The organism is Sphingobium sp. Leaf26 (genome assembly GCF_001421665.1).
Lineage (GTDB): Bacteria > Pseudomonadota > Alphaproteobacteria > Sphingomonadales > Sphingomonadaceae > Sphingobium.
In genome coordinates this window covers 1-19,960 of record NZ_LMKV01000032.1, presented here as the reverse complement: position 1 = coordinate 19,960, position 19,960 = coordinate 1, and the positions used below count along the sequence as shown (strand labels likewise).

Sequence of the window (19,960 nt, the reverse complement as noted above, 5' to 3'; positions counted from 1 at the left end):
CCTGCTTTCAGGCCAACATGGCGCGCAGCGCCTTCTTGTCGATCTTGCCGACACTGGTACGCGGCAGCGCTTCGAGCGTCAGCAGCCGTTCCGGAATGGCGTAGCGGCTGATCCGGCCGGAGGCGACATGCTGTTGCAACGCCGCACATAGCTGGTCGGGCTGTGGCGGCTGCGCACCCTGGCCGGCGACGAGGAAGGCGACCGGGCGCTCGCCCCATTTGGCGTCGGGCATGCCGACCACGGCGGCTTCGGCAATGCCGGGCTGGGCGACGAGCAGATCCTCCAGATCGATCGAGGACACCCATTCGCCACCGGTCTTGATCACATCCTTCAGCCGGTCGACGATGCGCAATGCGCCATCAGGATCGACGGCACCGACATCGCCGGTGTGCATCCAGCCATCGGCCCAGAGCGCGTCGCTGTCCGGCTGGGTCGCATAGCCCTGTGTCAGCCAGGGCGCGCGCAACAATAATTCGCCGCCATGATCGGTATCGATCCGTGCCTGTACCAATATGGCGGGGAAGCCGGCGCGGCAGCGACCGGCGACATCCCGATCGGTCCCGCGCGCCAGCGTGATGATCGGCCCGGTTTCCGACATGCCATAGCCGACCAGCGTAGCGATGCCCGCTGCATCCGCCTCCTGCGCCAGTGCGACAGGCAAAGGCGCACCGCCGATCACGACAGTCCAGGGCGACAGGCTCTCGCCCGATGCGACATTGGCGTCCAGCAGCATGCGCAGGATGGTCGGTACGCAATGGGAGAAATCGGCGCCTTCGCGCCGCTTGAGCGCAAGCAGGGCCGCAGGATCATAGCGGCCGGGATAGACCTGCTTCACGCCCAGCATCGTCGCTGCATAGGGCATGCCCCAGGCATGGACATGGAACATCGGCGTCATCGGCATATAGACATTGGTGCGGCGCAGCCCCTGCCCGTCCGGCTGGTTGGCCAGAGTCGCCGCCAGCGTGATGGTGTGGAGGACGAGTTGGCGATGGCTGAAGAACACCTGTTTGGGATCGCCGGTGGTGCCGGTGGTGTGAAAGGTGGTGGCGATCGCATTCTCATCGAAATCGGCGAAGGCGAAATCGGACGGGGTGGTGGAGATGAGCGCTTCATAGCCGTTCCCTTGTCCTTCCATGACGATCACGCCGCCGATCTGGGGCAGGTCCGGCAGCAATTGTGCGCAGAGCGGGGCGAAGTCGGCATGGTGCAGGAGGAAGGTCGCGCCGGACTGGCGCAGGGTGAAGGCGATCTGGTCCGGCGACAGGCGGACATTCACTGTTTGCAGGATCGCACCCATCATGGGAATCGCGAAATAGCATTCCAGATAGCGATGGCTGTCCCAGTCCATCACCGCGACGGTATCGCCCGCGCGTACCCCGCGCGCCGCCAGCAGGGTCGCCAGTCGCGTCACCCTGTCCACAAAGTCGCGATAGGTCAGGCGCCGGTCGCCGCTTACGATCTCCGCCTCGCTCTGGTCCGCGACATTGGCGAGCAGGTGGCGGATCAGCAAGGGATAGGCATAGGCGTCGGCGCCAGGGGTGGAGAGAAGCTTGGGCGCGTTCAACGGATCGCCTCCAATGGGTAAGAAAAGGAAATAGCGCGGGGGCGCTGATCAGGTGCCATGGACCAGACGGGACAGGTGGCGCGATTGGCGGTGTCCGGCCCCGTGACCGGATCAGCGCCAAGGCTCTTGTCGCTGCCCCTGAGCGTCGCGATGGGAAGCGCGTCGGCTTGCCGGATCATGTCCGCGATCATCGCCGTCTGCCGCGCCGCAAGGTCGGCGTCCAGCTTGTCCATATGGCCGTTGGCCGCGATACCGGGCAGATAATTGGGACCGGATATGCAGGCGATATGGGGGATGCCGCCATTATGGAAGACCCGACCGGTCGTATAGCCCGGCCCCTGCTCCACCGCGTGGTGCAGCGGGTCGTGGCGCTTGATCCCCTCTATCAGCATATCGTTCAGCGGTCCGTCAGTGGCGGGCCAGTTCATATACGCATTACGGCCCGTCGCTGCATAGCCCCCGTTCGGCAGATCGTCCCATTCGCTGGCGCCCGGATGCTCGATGGTGAAGGCGTCGGCCTGCGCCGTGATCGCCTGGATGAAGCCCTGCCCCGGTTCGCCGAGCAGATTGTCGGCGGGTATGCGGACGTCATCGAAGAAAAGTTCGGACGTGTCGGCGTCGGGGTCGGCCTTGGCCAGGACCAGCATCCCACAACAAGCCGGTTTCACTTTCCGTTCAGCCACTTAGAGATAGACGGATTCGTCCAAACAGTTTGAGGAAGTTGGAAATCTTGCTGAAGTTGCTGGCACGTCTTGCCTGTCTGTCCTGCCTGTCCGCCGCTGGTCTGCCGACCATTGCCCATGCCGCGACCTATTATATCGACGCGACGAGGGGGGATGACCGGTTCAGCGGCACGTCCGATGCACAGCCCTGGAAATCGCTCGGCCGTATCCGCGACGTCCTATTGCAACCGGGCGACCGGTTGCTGCTGGCTGCCGGGTCGGTGTGGAAGGAGCCGCTGACGATCACCCGGTCGGGCAAGGCCAATGCCCCGATCATCGTGACCGCCAGCGGCATCGGACCCCGCCCCCGTATCGACGCGGGCGGCGTGTCCCCCCATGCCGTGGCGATCGTGAATGCCGAATATGTGTCGGTGAGCGGGCTGGAGGTCACCAATGACGCCCCCACGCAGGCGCAGCGCTTCGGCGTACTGGTGTCCGCCCAGGACCGGGGCGTCACGCGCGGCATCCGGATCGCGGACATGTATGTCCATGATGTGCGGGGCACCAATGCGCGCAAGGATAATGGCGGCATCGTGTTCAGCGCGACCGGGCAGAAGCTGGCGACCCGCTTTCGCGACCTGCTGATCGAACGCAATATCGTCTGGCGCGTGGACCGGTCCGGCATCGCGGGGATCAGCGACCGGGTGACGTTCAGCAACTGGTTCCCGAGCGAGGACGTCGTCATCCGCGACAATTATGTCGAGGATGTCGGCGGCGACGGCATCGTGCCGCGCGGCACGGACGGCGCGCTGATCGAGCATAATATCGTACGCTATGCGGGCAGCCGTGCGCCCGGCTACAGCGCCGGCATCTGGCAATGGAGCACCGACAACAGCCTGATCCAGTTGAACGAGGCCGCCTATACCCGCACCCGGTATGATGGGCAGGGGTTCGATTCCGACTTCAATTCGCGGCGCACCACGCTGCTCTACAATTACAGCCACGACAATGCCGGCGGCTTCCTGCTGATCTGTTCGCCCAAGCGCAACGAGAAGGATAATCTGGGCAATCGCGGCACCATCGCCCGCTATAATGTCAGTCGCAACGACGGCACCCGCATCTTCCAGCTATCGGGCAACGTGTCCGATGCGCTGGTCGAGAAGAATGTCGTCCATGTCGGCAAGGCGATGGATGTGCAGATGGTGGTGGCGACCAACTGGGACGGATGGGCGCATGACGTGCGGTTCAACGACAATGTCTTCAAGGTGGCGGGCACGGCCCGCTATGGCAGCGAGATCGGACGGAACGGGCCGGACTATCTGATCCAGGCGGGCTTTGCGCCGGTCGGCTATATCCGGTTCCGCGACAACAGCTATCTGGGCCGGCATGTGGACTTGCCGGAGGATGGCGCGAACCAGCCGCTCATCCCTTATACAGAGCCACCGCTCGACTGGGCCGTGCCGGTGTTTGATCCTGCCAAGCCGGATGATTTCCCGGCCTATCTGAACCAGCACCGGGCGTGGATGCTGACCATGTTGCAGCGTGAACTGCAAGCCACGATCAGCCTGCGACAGCCGCGCCGCATATCGATCTTCGAGGCACGCCGCTAGAGCGATCGGGGCGCCTGACATGGCGCCCCGATCCCCGTATCAGGCATCCTGCAACAGCTTTGCGCCGCGTTGCACCGTCATGCGATGCGTGCCCGCCAGGGCCGTCGTGCGGGTACGGATATCCTGCATGAAGTGCCAGGAGCCGGCGACTTGTTGCGGCGTCACCTCCAGCGAGACATAGCCGCGCTGGCTGGCGTCGCAGAAGGCCATGCCGGGATTGACGGCGCGCAGGGCGCGGGCGATGTCGGCTGGTTGCACGCCCCTGGCATAGGTTTCGAAACCCGGCGAGGTGACGCTGTGGCCGGCAAATTCAACACCGACCCGGTCCTTGCCGCCCCCCTGCCCCGGACCGCGCTCGCCCAGATTATAGCCCCAGGCATTGTGGCTGTCGCCCGACAGCACGACAAGGTCCGCGTCGACCGCCAGCGCCGCGTCATAGAGGCGGTTGCGTGCGGCCGGATAGCCGTCCCAGCTATCCATATTATAGGGCAGGCCCGCCTGCGATGCGGCGACCGCGCCGGCCAGTGTCTTGCGCACGATGTCCGGCGAATTTGCGGGCACCCAGTCCGCCGCGTTGGTGGGGAAGCGGCCATAGCCCATGATCACCTGCTGCGCGAGGATCTGCCAGGCGGTCCCGGCCTTCTTCGACGAAGCAAAGCCGTCATAGAGCCATTTCTCCTGCTCCGCGCCCATCAGCGTGCGGTCCTGCGCGCTCCAGGGGCCATCACGGAATTCGGCCAGCGCCTTGGCCAGATCGCCGCGTCCGGCGACCGCCTCCCCGACGCTCAACTGCTTGTTGCGCGCGGTGATGCGGGTTTCGGGGCGGAAGATGGTAGCCAGCGTGCCGATCTGGAAACTGTCATAAGTGGCGTCGGAGACGGGCATCCATTCGCGATAGACCTTTTCCGCCGCCGCCTTGCGCGCAGACCATTCGCCTTCCTTGTCGGGCTGATGATTTTCCGCGCCGTCCTTGTGAGCGTCATTGGCCAGTTCATGATCGTCCCACTGGGCGATCATCGGGAAGGCGGCGTGCAGCGCCTGAAGATCGGGATCGAGACGGTAGGAGGCATAGCGCAGGCGGTAGTCGGCCAGCGTCACCATCTCGTTCGCAGGTTCGATGATCCGGCCGGGGACGGATTCCTCCAGGCTGGGATAATGGCCGCGATCATATTCGTAGAGATAGTCGCCGCAATGGATGACCAGGTCGATATCGTCGCGCGCGGCGGCATGGCCATAGGCGTTGAAGAAGCCGAAGGGCATGTTGGAACAGGAGAAGAGGCCGATGCCGAAGCGCGATACATCGCCCTGCGGCAGGGTGCGGGTGCGGCCGGTCCGGCTGACACGGCCATCGGGGGCGATGAAGCGATAGAAATACCATGCGTCGGGTTTGAGGCCGGTGACGGTGATCTTGGCCGTATGATCGGCGTCCGCGCGGGCGGTCACTTCGCCGCCCGACACGACCTTGGTAAAGGCCGCGTCGGCGGCGACTTCAGCGCGTATCTTGCTGTCGCCCGATCCGACATAGCGGGTCCACAGCAGCACGGATGTTGCGCCCGGCTCGCCGCTGGCGACGCCATGGGTGAAACCGCGACCCGACAGGATGGCGGCCGCACCGGGGATGGACAGGGCGCCCAGGCCCAGCATGCTGGCCTTGATGAGCAGGCGGCGGTCGATGGTGAAGCGCATGACTGTCTCCTTCCTTGCTTGGTTCAGAACCGGCCGGTGAGTTGCACGCCATAGAAGCGCGGTTCGGCCGGGATGTAGGTCGGGATGCCGAAAGCGCCGCCGGTATTGCCCGCGTCGAGCAGGTAGTCCTTGTTCGTCGCGTTGCGCATGAAGCCGGAAATTTCATAATGGCCGTCGGCGAAGCTGACGCCCGCGCGCAGATTGACCAGAGTCACGCCATCCTGGCTGATCGCTTCGGTGTTGGGCACTTCGAAATAGATTTTGCTGCGATAAGTGACGCTGGGCGTCGCGAAGACACGCATGCCGTTGCCGATCGGCGCGTCGATGGTGAAGCCGGCCGCCGCCTGAAATTTGGGCTGGAGGCGGAACTGGTCGCCGGCGAAGCGGCCATTGGCTTCCTTGTCGTCGATGCCCCCGTCGATATAGCCGCCATTGGCGAAGATGTTCAGCCAACTGGTCGGCTGGATCGCCACTTCCGCCTCGACACCCAGATTGCTGGCCGTGCCGGCGCTCATCGTGCGGGCGACGCCGTCGCTGCCGACGACGCTGACCTGGAAATTATCGTATGTCTGATAATAGACGCCCAGCGAGCCGGAAAAGATGCCGCTATTGCCCTTCAGGCCGACTTCATAGTTCCAGACATTTTCCTCCGCGATCCGGCTGATCCGCGCAGCGCCACCCGCAGTTGCATCCAGATTGACCGTCGGCGACCGGCGGCCCTTCGACACGGTGGCGAAGCCGTTCAGTTCCGGCGAGAAGCGATAGAGGATGTTGAAGCGTGGCAGGAAGGCGGCGAAGCTGCCCTGGGTCCGCAACACGCGGCCGTTGGTGTTGATCTGACCGGGGATCAGCGGCGCGCCGCTCAGCACGGAATTGGGTACGGTCGTGACATAGCCCGATCGGCGCTTTTCGATGAGGGCGCGGATGCCGGCGGTCAGCTCCAGCGACGGGCTGGCAAGCCAGGTGCCGTCGGCGAACATCGAATAGCTGTCGTTCTTGCCCTGATTTTCATAAACCGAGCTGTAGGGAATGACGGTCGCGGCGCCGTTGGTGAGGATGGCGGTCGCCTGCGATGCGGTGACGGTGCCGTCCGCCGCAATACAGGCGAGGCCGGGGATCAGGCGTGTGGCGCACTGGATATAGGTGCCTTCCTCGGTCGAGAAGGGCACGCGCTGGTGGTTCTTTTCGCGGAAAGCGTTCCAGCCGAACGAACCGCGGAAATGATCGCCGGCATAGGAGAAGCGGGTTTCATGGCTGGCCTGCCAGCCCTTCGCTTCCTCGCCAAATTCCAGATACCAGGCGGCAGACCCGTCCGCGTCGAACAGTTCGTTGCTGTCGAACTGGCGATAGCCGTTGACCATCGTGAGCGTCCAGTCGTCGGCAATGTCCCACGCGAAGGTCAGGTTCGCGTCATAGACGTCGCGATGCAGGCCCAACTTTTTGCCGCCCAGCACGGACGCCGATAGGGGCGAGCCGCTGAGGTTCGCCGAGCCGAAGGGATTGCCCGGCCCTTCGGACGTCGGCAGCGCGAGCGAAACGAAAGGCGTGCCCGAATTGCGCTGGCGATCATAGGTCAGGATCAGGTCGGCGGTGAAGCTTTCGGTCGGCTTCAGGCGCAGCGAGCCGCGCACGCCAAGCTGGTCGCGCGCATAGAGATCGTCCTGCGTCGCGGACAGGTTCTTCACATAGCCGTCCCGCTTCTTCCAGGCGAAGGCGATGCGACCAGCCACCTTGTCCGACCCGCCATTGACGAAACCGCTCAGCAATTTGGAATCATAATTGCCATAACCGGCGTTCAGTTCGGCTGAGAAGCCGGGCTTGGGCCGGGCGGAAATCATGCTGATCGCGCCGACCGCCGAGGCGGTGCCGAACAGGGTCGCCTGCGGCCCCTTGATCACCTCGATCCGCTCCATATCGTAGATATCCTGATAGGAGCCACGCGAGCGGGAAATGTCGACGCCATTATAATAGAGGGTGACGCGCGGCGCCTGCTGCGCCGATCCGCTGTCCGACGTGATGCCGCGAATGACGATTCCGGGATTGTTGGCGCTCTGTTCCTGAATATTGAGGCCGGGAATATAGTTGGACAGCTCGTCCAGGTCGGAGACGCCGATTTCCGCCATCCGCTTGCCACTGACGGCGGAGATGGTGATCGGCACGTCCATCGCGCGCTGCTCGATCTTCTGGGCGGTGACGATGATCTGTTCACCCGCACCCGCGCTATCGCCTTCCGGTGCAGCGGTCTGGGCCATGGCCGGGATGGCGGCACTGCTGGCGAGCAGCATGGAAAGGATTTGGAAACGGCGTGTCATGGTGCGAACCCCCGATTGAACTGGATGGGGACGCCGCTGCCCAACAGATGTGACCTGCTGGAGGCTAACAGATGACATGTCGATGAAAGTTAATATATTTCAATGTCATATATACGGTCTGCCGGCCCTGTGCCGGACCGGGTTCAACTGGCGAGTGCGATCGGATCTGTGACGCCGAATCCGGCGATATAGGCTTCGACATCGCAGGCGGCGATGGCGTGGGAATAGAGGAAACCCTGTCCGATATCGCAGGCGATATTGCGCAGATATGCCTCCTGCCCGGCCGTCTCTATCCCTTCGGCTACGATCTCCAGCCCCAGGCAATGGCCAAGATTGACCACCGTCGCCGTGATCGCCTCCGCATCCGCGCTGGTGCCGATGCGCTTGATGAAGGATCGGTCGATCTTCAGCAGATTGACCGGAAACTGTGTCAGATGCGACAGGGAGGCATAGCCTGTGCCAAAATCGTCGAGCGCGATGCGGATGCCCTGTTCGCTGAGCATGCGCAGTTCACGCTCCACCTCCCCCGCGCCATGGCCCAGGAACACATTTTCCGTGACCTCGATCTGGATGCAGGAGGATGGAAGGCCCCTGGCTGCCAGATTGGCGATCACCTTGTCGGCAAAGCCGCCATGCCGAAAATCCGCGCCTGCGACATTGATGGCGACATGGCCGATGGGCACGCCGGTCCGGGTCCAGTTGTGGATATCGTCCAGCACCTTATGCAACATCCGCTCGCTCAGCAGGGAGCCGAGTGCCGGATCCTCGAACGCCGCCTTCACCATGTCCGGCGATCGCAACTGGCCGCTGCGATCCCTCCAGCGAAGCAGCGCTTCAAAGCCGATGACCTGCGTGGTGCGCAGGTCGACCTTGGGCTGATAATAGGGCATGACCATGTCGTGGGTCAGCGCCTGACGCGCACGCGCGATCATGGTCTGATGCTGTTCGACCTCCGCCATCATGCCGGGGTCGAAAATGCGCATCCGGGCACGGCCGGCGGCCTTCGCAGCGTAAAGGGCAATATCGGCCGCCTTCATGATTTCCGACCGGGTGGTGCCGTCGCGGGGAATGAAGCTGGCGCCGATGCTGGCGCCGCATTCCAGCAGCCGGCCGCCATGGTCGATCGGCACCCGCAACTGGTCGAAGATGGTCTGCGCGACCCGTTCCACCGCCTCAGCCGAACTGGCGGCGATGACCAGCGCAAATTCGTCGCCGCCGGTACGGGCGACCAGATCGCCCGGCGCTACGGATGCTTTCAACCGTTCGGCAAAGGCGCAAAGCAGCGCGTCGCCGCCATCATGGCCGACCGAATCATTGACCGTCTTGAAATTGTCGACGTCGACGATCAGCATCGCCGCCTCCATCGCCGGTCCGACATTGGCCAATGTCTCGTCCAGATGATGTTGCAGCAGGGCACGATTGGGCAGGCCGGTCAGCGCATCATGCTGCGCCATCCAGACCGCCTTCTCCTCCGACTTCTTCTGGTGGGTAATGTCCCGCGCGACGACGATCAGGCGACCGGAGGCATCCGATGTCCGGTTGATCGCGATGTCGAACCAGCGCCGCTTGTCCTGGCCATGGAGCAGGCTGAGGGCGAGGTTGGCGGGTCGTCCGGTTTTCGCCTGATCGAGCGCGCTGCGGGCGGCATCCCCATATTCCTCGGCGATTTCGTCCAGCCAGTTCCGGCCGACGAGGCCAGCCACGACGCCCTCCTCCCCTTCCCGGTTATAATAGCAGATGCGATAATCCTCCTCCAGGATCAGCATATGGTCGGGGCTGGACCGCAGGATCGTCTCCGTCAGCGATTCGCTGCGCTCCAGGTCGCTGAGCGCCGTCATCCACGACACAAGCATCCTGTGCAGCGCGAAGGAGGCGGAGAAGATCGTCAGCATGAAGATCGGAAGCTGGACACTGATGACGGGCAGGACCGGCTCGCTGGTCAGGCTGCCGGCGACGGCGCATGGCCCCAGCGTCAGAAAGACCATGGCCGCGGCCAGACGCGGCGTACCGAAATTGCGCAGGCAGATGCCACATACCATCGCGGCGGCCGACAGGCAGGCGATCACAGCCAATATCCAGTCGCCCGACAGGATGCAGAGCGAGGTGCCGATCCCCACCGACAAGGCCCACAGGCAGGACAGGAAGGCCGACAGGGATCGAGGCGGTACGCGCCCGGCGGCGATCAGCCGCTTCCCATATATAAGCACCGCCATCCGCACCAGCCCCAGGCCGATTTCGAACAGGAGCCAGCCGATGAAGGGCGGGGCGAGATGGCGCAAGACGGCGATGGTCGCGACCGCCGTCGCGTTCAGCACACCGCCCAGGAAGATGGGTAGCGAGGAAAACAGGCCATTTTTCAACTGGTCCGCGATGGCCGCCGGTACCTTGGTCTTCGTATCGAGAAGCCAGCTGATGAGCCTGATGAACGGTAACGGCAGCACGCGCATACTCACTTGATCGCTCCCTCGCCCAACCATCAAGAGGCGGGGCGGCGGAGATGGATTCCGCCCGGTCAGGAGCCGGCGGCACCTGTGGGATGCGCGCATCTTATAAGATATTAGTTTTCAATAACCTAACTGCGTAACCTTCTTCCTGCACCATCATCATGGCCTGCCTTGTTCGGCTGCACCGCCATGCGCACATGTTTGGCTCCCGCATCGGGCGCGATGCAGAGCCTTAGCGCCACTTTGCCGGCGGGCGAGTTGCGCGCGGGTGCGACCAGACCGAAAGTGGACAGGTGCGGAGCGACTGAAAGGCTATCCCTGGCTGACCGTCGGAGCCGCCTGAGACTGGTCGTCGCCCAACTTGCTGGTCGCGAAAATTGCATCGGAGTCATGCCGGACCTATGGACGAGGTCCACGGCATTGAGGAAAGATATGACGAAGCTCGTAACGGATCAGGAGCGACGCCTCGAAATCGGCAGAGTTCGCCGCGCCAAAACCCGTGCGAAAATCGTAGCGGCGGCCTTTGACACGTTCGGCGACGAGAGCGGCCTCTATGCCCGTATCGAGGAAATCGCCAAGCGCGCGGAGATTACCCGCGCGACCTTTTATGATCATTTCACCGGCATGCCCGAACTGCGTGAGGCCGTGACCTATGAAGTGACGCATGATTTTCTGACCGCGGTGACGCGGACCGTGTCGCGCCTCTCCGATCCGCGCGAGAAAGCCGCCGCCGCGATCCGCTTCTATCTCAACAAGGTGCCGGAGGATGCGCGCTGGGGATGGTCGATGATCAACCTCAGTGCCAATGGCGTGATTTTCGGCGCCGAAACATTCCGTCAGGCCGAATTGACCGTGGTGGAAGGGATAGAGGCGGGGCTGCTGACCGTCCCGTGCAGCGCGATCGGGCGCGACTCGATCCTGGGCACCACCATCGCCGCCATCTCCTCCATGGTGCGGGAAGACCATGGCCCGGAATATCCGGTACAGATCGTCCAGAGCATCCTGATGAGCCTGGGCGTCAGCCGCAGCGATGCCGTCGAGATTTCCGGCCGGCCACTGCCCGCCCTCGTCTTTTCCGACTGATCCAATTACAAAGTTGACACTTTGTATGATTCTGATATTCCCAACATCAATCTGACAAACTGTCGGATTGATGTTGCTGCATGACCGGGCATAGTCCGGCAGCTTTGGGAGAGTGGGATGTCTGGCTGGGAAAGGCTCCGGCGCCATAGCGGCGCACGGACAGGGGGAATTTGCGTCTTGGCGGGCTTGACGGCCATCGCCTGCGGCCCTGTCATCAGCGCCGCGCCGAAACCACGATCGCCGGAAAAAATCTATGCGTCGACCTGCGGCTATTGCCACGGGCAGCATGTCGCGCCGGTCATCCGGGGCCGCGCTATTCCGCCCGAGGCGGTTGTCCAGTTCGTGCGCACGGGTCCAGCCGCCATGCCGGCCTTCCGCCAGACCGAGATTTCCGATCAGGAACTCAAGGCGCTCGCCCAATGGCTCCATGCGTCCAGGGCCGATCCCAAGGAGCATGAGCAATGAGCGGTTTGAGCAGACGTGATCTGATCCGCACCGGCGCGGCCGGCGCTGCGGCTTTTGCAGCCGGGGCGAACGCCTCTCCGCTCGACAGCGCGCGCATGTTGCCGGCACAGCTCGACAAGGGCGCGTTCGCGGCGGCGGTCGCCGAATTGCGGGCCGTTGTCGGCGCCGACTGGGTCTTTGCCGACGCCGACAGCACCTTGCCCTATCTCAAGAGCTTCACCCCCGACCCGCTCCACGAGCATGTGCCGAGCGGTGCGGTCGCGCCCGCCTCTGTCGAGGAGGTGCAGGCGGTGCTCAAGGTCGCGAACAGGTATAAACTGCCGCTGTGGACTGTCTCCACCGGCAAAAATATGGGCTATGGCTGCGCCACCCCCGCCAGCAGCGGCCAGATGATTCTGGACCTCAAGCGCATGAACAAGATCATCGCGATCGACCCGGACCTGGGCACGGCGCTGGTCGAACCGGGTGTCACCTATCAAGATATGCACGACTATCTGGTCGAACATGACCTGCCCTACTGGATCGACGTACCGACCGTGGGGCCGATCGTGTCGCCGCTGGGCAACACGCTGGAGCGGGGTGTGGGCTACACGCCCTATGGCGATCATTTCTTCATGCAATGCGGCATGGAAGTGGTGCTGGCCGACGGCACGATCGTGCGCACCGGCATGGGATCGGTCAAGAATTCGACCACTTGGCAGGCGTTCAAATGGGGCTATGGTCCCTATGTCGACGGCATCTTCACCCAGTCCAATTTCGGCGTCGTGACCAAATTGGGTTTCTGGCTGATGCCCAAGCCGCCCGCCTTCAAGCCGTTCATGGTGCGCCATGGCGAAATGGCGGACGTCGCCAAGATTGTCGAGGCCATGCGCCCGTTCCGCATGAGCAACCTCATCCCCAATGTGGTGCTGATGATGGGCGCAGCCTATCAACTCGCCATGTTCCATCGCCGCGAGGAGATCTGGGACAAGCCGGAATCGGTCCCCGATACGGTGATCCGCGACTTTGCCAAGACCAAGGGTCTGGGCATGTGGAACACCTATTTCGCGCTCTATGGCACCGACGAGATCATCGCTGCTGTCGAGCCGATCGTGCGCCGCGCCTTCGAGGCATCGGGTGGCGAAGTGCTGACCGAAAAGGAAATGGGCGGCAACCTCTGGTTCGAACATCACAAGAATCTGATGAGCGGCCAGATGACGCTGGAAGAAAAGGGCATCATGCGCTGGCGCGGCGGCGGCATGTGCTGCTTCGCCCCGGTCGCGCCGGCCAAGGGCGAGGAGACCAGCCAGCAGACCGATCTGGCGCAGGAGATATTGGGCAAATATGGCCTCGACTATTCGGTCGCCTATGCGATCGGCGGGCGTGAACTACATCACCTGATCTTCATCCTCTACGACAAGTCCGACCCGGACGAAGAGAAGAAGGCGGACGACTGCATCCGCGAGATGATCACCCGCTTCGGCGGGCGCGGCTGGGCCAGCTATCGCACCGGCGTCAACACCATGGATCTGGTGGCGCAGCAATATGGCGAGGCGAACCGTGACCTCAATGCGCGGATCAAGCAGGCGCTGGACCCCAATCACATCCTGTCCCCCGGCAAGCAAGGCATAAGGTGAGCGCGATGGATATGGAAATCCATGTCGGCCGGCCGCCAGCCAGCGCAATCGACCTGTTCGACGACGCGACCCTGCTCGATCCGTGGCCTGGATACAGCACGTTGCGCGACATGGGGTCTGCGGTATGGCTGGAACGGACCGGGGCATATTTCATCGGCCGCTATGCCGATGTGCGCGCGGCGCTCAACGACTGGCGCAGTTTCTCGTCGGATCAGGGCATCGGCCTGAACCCGATCATCAACGCCGCCTGGGACGAAGCGCTGATCTGTCAGGACCCGCCGATCCACACGGAACGACGACGCCTCATCATGGAGGCGCTTGGTCCCGTCGCGCTCAAGCCGGTGGCCGATACGATCGCCGCACGCGCCGATGCCCTGGCCGATCGGATCGTGGCAAAGGGCGAGTTCGACGCGGTGGTCGATCTGGCCCATGACCTGCCGGTGGGCGTGGTCATGGACCTGATCGGCTGGCCGGAAGATGTCCGCCCACAACTGCTGCGCCTTGCCGAGGGATCATGGAACGCGGCAGGCCCCGCCAACGCGCGGATGGACATGGGCCTCACCCGCTTGCAGGAAATGATGGCGCTGCTGGCCGATATCTACGACCAGAACCGTGTCACGCCCGGTGGCTTTGCGGCAAAGCTGATCGCGGCGGCGCATCGTGGCGATATCAGCCGCGACACCGCGATCGGGATGCTCGCAGGCTATGTCGTCGCCGCGTTCGAAACCACGATCAGCGCGATGGCGGCGGGCATCTGGTTCTTTGCCCAATACCCGGCGGAATGGGCAAAGCTGCGCGCCGATCCACGCCTGGCCATGGGCGCGGCGAACGAGATCGTGCGGATGGAAACCCCGCTTCAGAATTTTGCGCGGGTGACGACGGGGGAGGTCGCGCTGTCCGACGGTACGATCCTGCCGCAAGGCGCGCGGGTCATCCTCTCCTATGCCAGTGCCAATCGGGACGAGCGCCAGTTCGAGCAACCCGACACCTTCTGTATCGACCGGCGCGAGAAGCAGAATCTGGGCTTCGGCCATGGCCCGCATGGCTGCGCCGGACAAGGTCTGGCACGGATGGAACTCACGGCCGTCTTCACCGCCCTGGCGCAGCGCGTCGCCCGCTTCGCAATCGTCGGACCACCCGACCGCGCGCTCAACAACATATCCCGCGCATTTCGGCGGCTTCCCGCCCGCGCGATCCCGGCCTGAGACAGGGGGAAGCAGATCATGTATCCATTCAAGCAAGGCAGTTTCGCCCCGCGCAACGCCTGGTATGTCGCGGCCTTCAGCGAGGAAATCGGCGTCAGCCTGCTGTCCCGCTGGATAGTGGGCGAACCGGTCGTCCTCTATCGCAAGCAGGATGGCACCGCCGTCGCGGTCGGTGGCCGCTGCCCGCACCGCTATTTCCCGTTGGGCGAATCCATGCGGATCGGGGATTCGATCCAATGCGGCTATCATGGCTTCACCTTCGGCCCGGATGGGTGGTGCAGCAAGGTGCCGAGCCAGTCGAGCGTCCCGTCCGTCTACCGCATCCCGTCCTATCCGCTGGTCGAACGCGGGCTATGGGCCTTCATCTGGCCGGGCGACCCGGACAAGGCGGATGAGAGCCTGCTGCCGAGCGAAGCGGATATGGGGTTCGGCGCGCCGGGCTATATCTACAAGCCGTTCCGCTTCGTATCGGTCAAGGGCCGCTACCAATTGCTCAACGACAATCTGCTGGATCTCACCCATCTGGGCTATCTCCACGGCACCAGCATCGGCACCAGCGAAAATGCCAGCGCGCCGGAAGAGCGGCAGGTCGGCGATCGCATGATCCGCAGTCGCCGGGAGATGCAGGGCGCCGACTGTCCGCCCCTGATGGCTGCGGCGGGCCACTATGACGGCAAGGTCGATCGGGTGTCGGCGATGACGTTCTTCGCGCCGGGCTTCCATGCCGGACTGGACGATATGTTCGTCGTCGCCGACCATGACGAGCGGGCCGGCGAATGTATCAACAGCGCCAAGGTCTTTCATGCCGTGACGCCCGCGACCCGGCACGAAACCAACTATTTCTTCGCGCTGGGCGGCACCAGCGAACCGCAGGTCGACGCGCTGAAACAGGCGCTGTGGCCGGTTCTGGACGAAGATATCTTCGCCACCGAGGAAATAGAGAAGATCATCCTGCGCAGCGAACAATTGCTGCCCGAACTGATGATCCGCAGCGATACGACGACCGTGGAAGGCCGCCGCATCCTCCAGCGCATGATGGACCTGGAAAGCCGGGCCGACTGAATTTCAAGACTGCCGATATCCAAGAAAATTGCAGGGGAGTAGGACCATGAAGAGCAAGCTATCGACTTCCACCATCCTGACATCCGTCGCGCTGCCGTTATTGGCTGTCGCGCCGGTGCAAGCCCAGGACAGCAGCAACGGTATCGCAGAGATCATCGTCACGGCGCAGAAGCGGGCGGAAAACGTGCAGGACGTGCCGATCGCGATCACCGCAGTCACCGCCGAAGGGCTGAAGAACCAGAATATCAACTCGGTAGCGGACCTGTCGAAACTCGCTCCGAACGTGCAGTTGGATTCAAGCGCGCCGATCTTTTCCTCGTCGCAGATCCTGACCGGCTTCATTCGCGGCATTGGGCAGAATGACGTATCCTCCAGCCTTGAGCCGGGCGTCGGCATCTATCTCGATGGCGTCATCCTCGCCCGCTCGATCGGCGCCAATGTCGACCTGCTCGATGTGGAACGGATCGAGGTGCTGAAAGGGCCGCAGGGCACCTTGTTCGGCCGCAATACCATCGGCGGTGCCATTTCCGTCGTGACCCGCGATCCTGCAAACAGGTTCGGCGTCCGGGCGGAAGCCACCTATGGCAGTCGCGACCGTTTCGACCTGCGCGGCACGGTCGATATACCGCTGGGCGATACGCTTTTTTCGCAGGTCAGCTTCACCACCAAGAGCCAGAAAGGCTATCAGAAGATCATTCCTTTCCCCGGCGATACCGCGGTGACGGACGAATATAATCTCAACATCATCCCCCGGAACACGTCGAACCGCCGTGGCGGGACGGATACCTACACCTTTCGCGGCAAGCTGAAATGGCAGCCGAGCGATGGCCTGACGCTGCGCCTCGCCGCCGACTATTCGAAAGCGGACGAAGAGGCTGGTGCCGTGTCGCTGGTCGCGACCGACACCAACGCCATGGCCGCCGCGCCGACTTACGCCGCCGTGTACAACAGTTGCATCAGCGCGCCGCCGGCGCTGTTCGGGACCGGCGGACCACTCGCCTTCCTCGCGCCGATCTGCGGACCACGCGGCGGCGGCGTGCCGGGTGGCGCAACGTTGCCGGGGCTGGCGGGCTATAATTTCACGAATAATCCGCCGCGCCTGACATTCGGCGATCAATATATCACCGACGATATCGACACCACCTACGCCAACGGCGCCAATCGATCGATGGTCAAGACATGGGGCCTGACGGGCCAGATCGATGTCGAACTGACCGACCATGTCGCGCTGAAATCGATCACCGGCTATCGCGAGGTCAGGGCGGACCTCGCCAACGACATCGACGGCGCGCCCATGATGATCGCCTCTACCCTGGCGCGGCTGCGCGAAAAGCAATTCTCGCAGGAATTGCAATTCAATATCGAAGCGTTCGACGACCGGCTGAAATCCGTCTTCGGCCTCTATTATTTCCGGGAAAAGAACCAGAATCTGGAAAATGCCTATCTGTCCGAAGGGCTGGGGCAATTTTACGGCCCCTACCGCAACGACAATAGATCCTATGCCGTCTATACCCACAATAATATCGGCCTGACCGACCAGTTCAGCCTGACATTGGGCGCGCGCTATACGAAGGACAAGAAGCGCTTCTCTGCGGGCCAGTCCGATCTCAACCTGTCGCTGCTCAAGCTGGGTCTGTTTACGCCCGACCAGTTGCCCGACCCGACCGACCCGACGCGCCTCTATCCGCTGGGCGAGCGGCGCGACAGTTATGATAATTTCTCGGTGCGGCTGGGCGCGGAATATAAGGTCACGCGCGACATCATGCTCTACGGCTCCTTCGCGCAGGGCTTCAAATCGGGCGGCTACACCACCCGCCTGTCGATCCCGACCCCCGGCAATGTCGCCCCGCGCTTCGACCCCGAACGGGCCGACACCTATGAAATCGGCGCGAAGACGCAGTTTCTCGATCGCCGCCTGCAACTCAACCTCGCCGCCTTCCATACCGATTACAAGAATCTCCAGATTACGGTGGTGCGCGGCATATCTCCCTTCATCCAGAATGCGGGCAAGGCCAAGATTGACGGCGTGGAATTGGAAATGGTCGCCCGTCCAATCCCTGAAATCCGCCTGAATGGCAGCATCGGCTTTATCGATGCGCGCTATACGGAACTCGATCCCGGCGTCACCTTCGGCACAGACGACCATTTCGTGAATACGCCCAAATGGACTGCCTTCATCGGTGCGGACGTCGATCTGTTCGATACGGCGGACGGCAAGGTCACGGTGCATGGCGACTATAGCTACAAAAGCCGCATGGCGCGCGACGCGGTCAATACCCCGGCGCTCATCACCCGGCCGCAGAATATTGCCAACGCTTCGCTGCGCTGGACCCGCAGCGACGAATTGCTGGAAGTCAAGCTGGGCGTGCTCAACCTGACCGACGAGCGCTATATCGTCACCGGCACGCAGGTCGATGCCGTGGGTGCCACCACCGTCACCTATTCGCGGCCGCGCGAATATTACGCCACCGTCAGCATCAAATATTGATCGCCGGGGGGAGGAGCGCGCGCCATGTCCACTCTTGTCCGCAACTGCTGGTATGTCGCCGGCTGGAGCCATGACATCGGCCGCACGCCGGTCCAGCGAATGCTGCTGGGGGAGCCGGTCGTCCTCTACCGGCGCGAAGATGGCGTGCCGGTCGCGCTGGAGGATCGTTGCGCCCATCGGCTCGCGCCCCTGTCCATGGGCCGGATCGAGGGTGACGCGATCCGCTGCCTCTATCATGGCTTCCTGTTCGAGACAGGAGGGCAGTGCCGCCAGATACCGGGACAGGATGTCGTGCCGCCGGGCACCTGTGTCCGCACCTATCCGGTATGTGAGAAGAATAGCTGGGTCTGGGTCTGGATGGGCGATCCCGACCGGGCCGATCCATCGCGCATTGCTTCGTCCAAGGCGCTGGACGATCCTGACTGGATATTGAAGACCGGGCAGCTCGATTATGATGCCAACTATCAACTCATCAACGACAATCTGCTGGACCTTACCCATCTGGCCTATGTCCACGCCGCCAGCTTTGGCGCGGATGCAGCCTGGTCCCGCAACCGGCCCAGAATAGAGCGCATCGCCGAAGGCGTGCGATCGTCGCGCTGGATCGCGGATTCGCCGCCAATCCCGCCTCTGGGTGAGGCCGCGCACCATGACCGGGTCGATATCTGGACCAGCTATGATTTCGTGCTGCCCGGTGTGTTCCTGCTCTACACGGCGATCTATCCGGCCGGCACCGCGCAGGCTTGCAACGGGGAGGCGCCGGGCGACGGCCAGGTCATCCTGTTCGACAATTTCACCAGTCAGGCGGTGGTGCCGACTGGCGAGCGAACGTCGCGCTATTATTATAGCTGGGGGCCAGGATCGCGGTTCGGCGACGATGCGATCGCGCAAGTGATGATCGACACCGCGACGCTCGCCTTTCGCGAGGACAAGCTGATGATCGAGGCTCAGCAGCGCATCATAGACGCCGACCCGACACGCTTGCCCAGGCCCGCGACCGCCGACCGCGCCATCACAATTTTCCAGCGACTGATGAAGAGCCAGGATTGTCCCACGGCACCACCATCATAGCCGACCCAGTCGAATTCACCCTTGATCCTGACATACCCCCATAGGAGAATCGCTTCATGACGATTGCCAGAGCGGCCATCTGCCGCGGGCCGGGCCAGCCGTTCGTGATCGGGGCGGTCCGGCTGGACGATATCCGGCCGGACGAGGTGCGGGTGCGGATCGTAGCCTGCGGCATCTGCCATACCGATCTGGCCGTGCGCGACGCGCAACTGCCGGTCCCGCTGCCGATCGTCCTGGGCCATGAAGGCGCCGGGATCGTCGAGGCGGTCGGCAGCGCCGTCACCGCCGTCCGGCCCGGCGACCGCGTGGTGATGAGCTTCAACTCCTGYGGCCAGTGCCCCAGTTGCACGGTCGATGCGCCAACCTATTGCTATGCCTTCGTCCAGCATAACTGGTCCGGCGTCCGTGCCGATGGCAGCCCCACGCTGTTCCATGACGGCGTGCCGATGAACGGCCATTTCTTCGGCCAGTCCGCCTTTGCCACCCATGCCATCGCCCATGAACGCAATGTCGTCCGCGTGCCCGACAGCATGGACGACGTGCCGCTCGACATCCTCGCGCCGATCGGCTGCGGGCTGATGACCGGCGCGGGSGCGGTGCTGCGGGCGATGAAGGTGCGCGCCGGACTGCCGATCGCGATCTGGGGCGCGGGAACCGTCGGCATGGCCGCGATCATGGCGGCCAGGATCGCC

At 63.3% G+C, this 19,960-nt stretch carries 14 protein-coding genes; 9 read left to right on the top strand and 5 right to left on the bottom strand.

What is annotated here, in order from left to right:
- Positions 1-7: 7 nt before the first annotated feature.
- Both ASE85_RS20500 and ASE85_RS24130 read right to left on the bottom strand, forming a co-directional pair.
- Positions 8-1,564: a long-chain-fatty-acid--CoA ligase gene (locus ASE85_RS20500; RefSeq protein WP_056693202.1), complete on the bottom strand. Its 1,557-nt coding sequence runs from the start codon at positions 1,562-1,564 to the stop codon at positions 8-10.
- The gene (locus ASE85_RS24130) at positions 1,561-2,211 is read right to left on the bottom strand and encodes a hypothetical protein (protein WP_056693199.1); all 651 of its coding nucleotides are present in this window, start codon (positions 2,209-2,211) and stop codon (positions 1,561-1,563) included. Before ASE85_RS24130 ends, ASE85_RS20500 begins: the two co-directional genes overlap by 4 nt.
- An 83-nt stretch (positions 2,212-2,294) precedes the next feature.
- On the opposite strand from ASE85_RS24130, the gene ASE85_RS20490 reads away from it, so the two are divergent.
- Positions 2,295-3,836, top strand: coding sequence for a right-handed parallel beta-helix repeat-containing protein (locus tag ASE85_RS20490; RefSeq protein ID WP_235523635.1), 1,542 nt, complete (start codon positions 2,295-2,297; stop codon positions 3,834-3,836).
- Positions 3,837-3,875: 39 nt separating this feature from the next.
- On the opposite strand, the gene ASE85_RS20485 is transcribed toward ASE85_RS20490, so the two are convergent.
- From ASE85_RS20485 to ASE85_RS20475, 3 genes are all read right to left on the bottom strand, one after another.
- Positions 3,876-5,522, bottom strand: a complete 1,647-nt coding sequence (locus tag ASE85_RS20485) for an alkaline phosphatase D family protein (protein WP_056693194.1) — start codon at positions 5,520-5,522, stop codon at positions 3,876-3,878.
- Positions 5,523-5,545: 23 nt separating this feature from the next.
- Positions 5,546-7,834, bottom strand: coding sequence for a TonB-dependent receptor (locus ASE85_RS20480; protein WP_056693191.1), 2,289 nt, complete (start codon positions 7,832-7,834; stop codon positions 5,546-5,548).
- A gap of 143 nt (positions 7,835-7,977) precedes the next feature.
- Positions 7,978-10,281, bottom strand: a complete 2,304-nt coding sequence (locus tag ASE85_RS20475) for a putative bifunctional diguanylate cyclase/phosphodiesterase (protein WP_056693189.1) — start codon at positions 10,279-10,281, stop codon at positions 7,978-7,980.
- A 429-nt stretch (positions 10,282-10,710) separates the two neighbouring features.
- Here ASE85_RS20475 and ASE85_RS20470 point away from each other — a divergent pair, with 429 nt between their 5' ends.
- The 8 genes from ASE85_RS20470 to ASE85_RS20435 all read left to right on the top strand — a co-directional run.
- Complete coding sequence (locus tag ASE85_RS20470; RefSeq protein ID WP_056693185.1) at positions 10,711-11,361, top strand: TetR/AcrR family transcriptional regulator; 651 nt, start codon at positions 10,711-10,713, stop codon at positions 11,359-11,361.
- Positions 11,362-11,538: 177 nt separating this feature from the next.
- The gene (locus tag ASE85_RS20465) at positions 11,539-11,826 is read left to right on the top strand and encodes a c-type cytochrome (protein ID WP_056693183.1); all 288 of its coding nucleotides are present in this window, start codon (positions 11,539-11,541) and stop codon (positions 11,824-11,826) included.
- Positions 11,823-13,442, top strand: a complete 1,620-nt coding sequence (locus tag ASE85_RS20460; protein WP_056693180.1) for an FAD-binding oxidoreductase — start codon at positions 11,823-11,825, stop codon at positions 13,440-13,442. The genes ASE85_RS20465 and ASE85_RS20460 overlap by 4 nt, the downstream gene beginning before the upstream one ends.
- A 5-nt stretch (positions 13,443-13,447) precedes the next feature.
- Complete coding sequence (locus ASE85_RS20455) at positions 13,448-14,647, top strand: cytochrome P450 (RefSeq protein ID WP_235523657.1); 1,200 nt, start codon at positions 13,448-13,450, stop codon at positions 14,645-14,647.
- Positions 14,648-14,665: 18 nt separating this feature from the next.
- The gene (locus tag ASE85_RS20450) at positions 14,666-15,709 is read left to right on the top strand and encodes an aromatic ring-hydroxylating dioxygenase subunit alpha (protein WP_056693176.1); all 1,044 of its coding nucleotides are present in this window, start codon (positions 14,666-14,668) and stop codon (positions 15,707-15,709) included.
- A gap of 46 nt (positions 15,710-15,755) precedes the next feature.
- Positions 15,756-18,197 carry a TonB-dependent receptor gene (locus ASE85_RS20445; RefSeq protein WP_056693170.1) on the top strand — a complete coding sequence of 814 codons (2,442 nt, stop codon included), beginning with the start codon at positions 15,756-15,758 and terminating at the stop codon, positions 18,195-18,197.
- 24 nt (positions 18,198-18,221) lie between these two features.
- Positions 18,222-19,268 carry an aromatic ring-hydroxylating dioxygenase subunit alpha gene (locus ASE85_RS20440; protein WP_056693165.1) on the top strand — a complete coding sequence of 349 codons (1,047 nt, stop codon included), beginning with the start codon at positions 18,222-18,224 and terminating at the stop codon, positions 19,266-19,268.
- Between the two features lie 56 nt (positions 19,269-19,324).
- On the top strand, positions 19,325-19,960 hold a 636-nt coding region (locus ASE85_RS20435; RefSeq protein WP_156358450.1), incomplete at its 3' end, for an alcohol dehydrogenase catalytic domain-containing protein.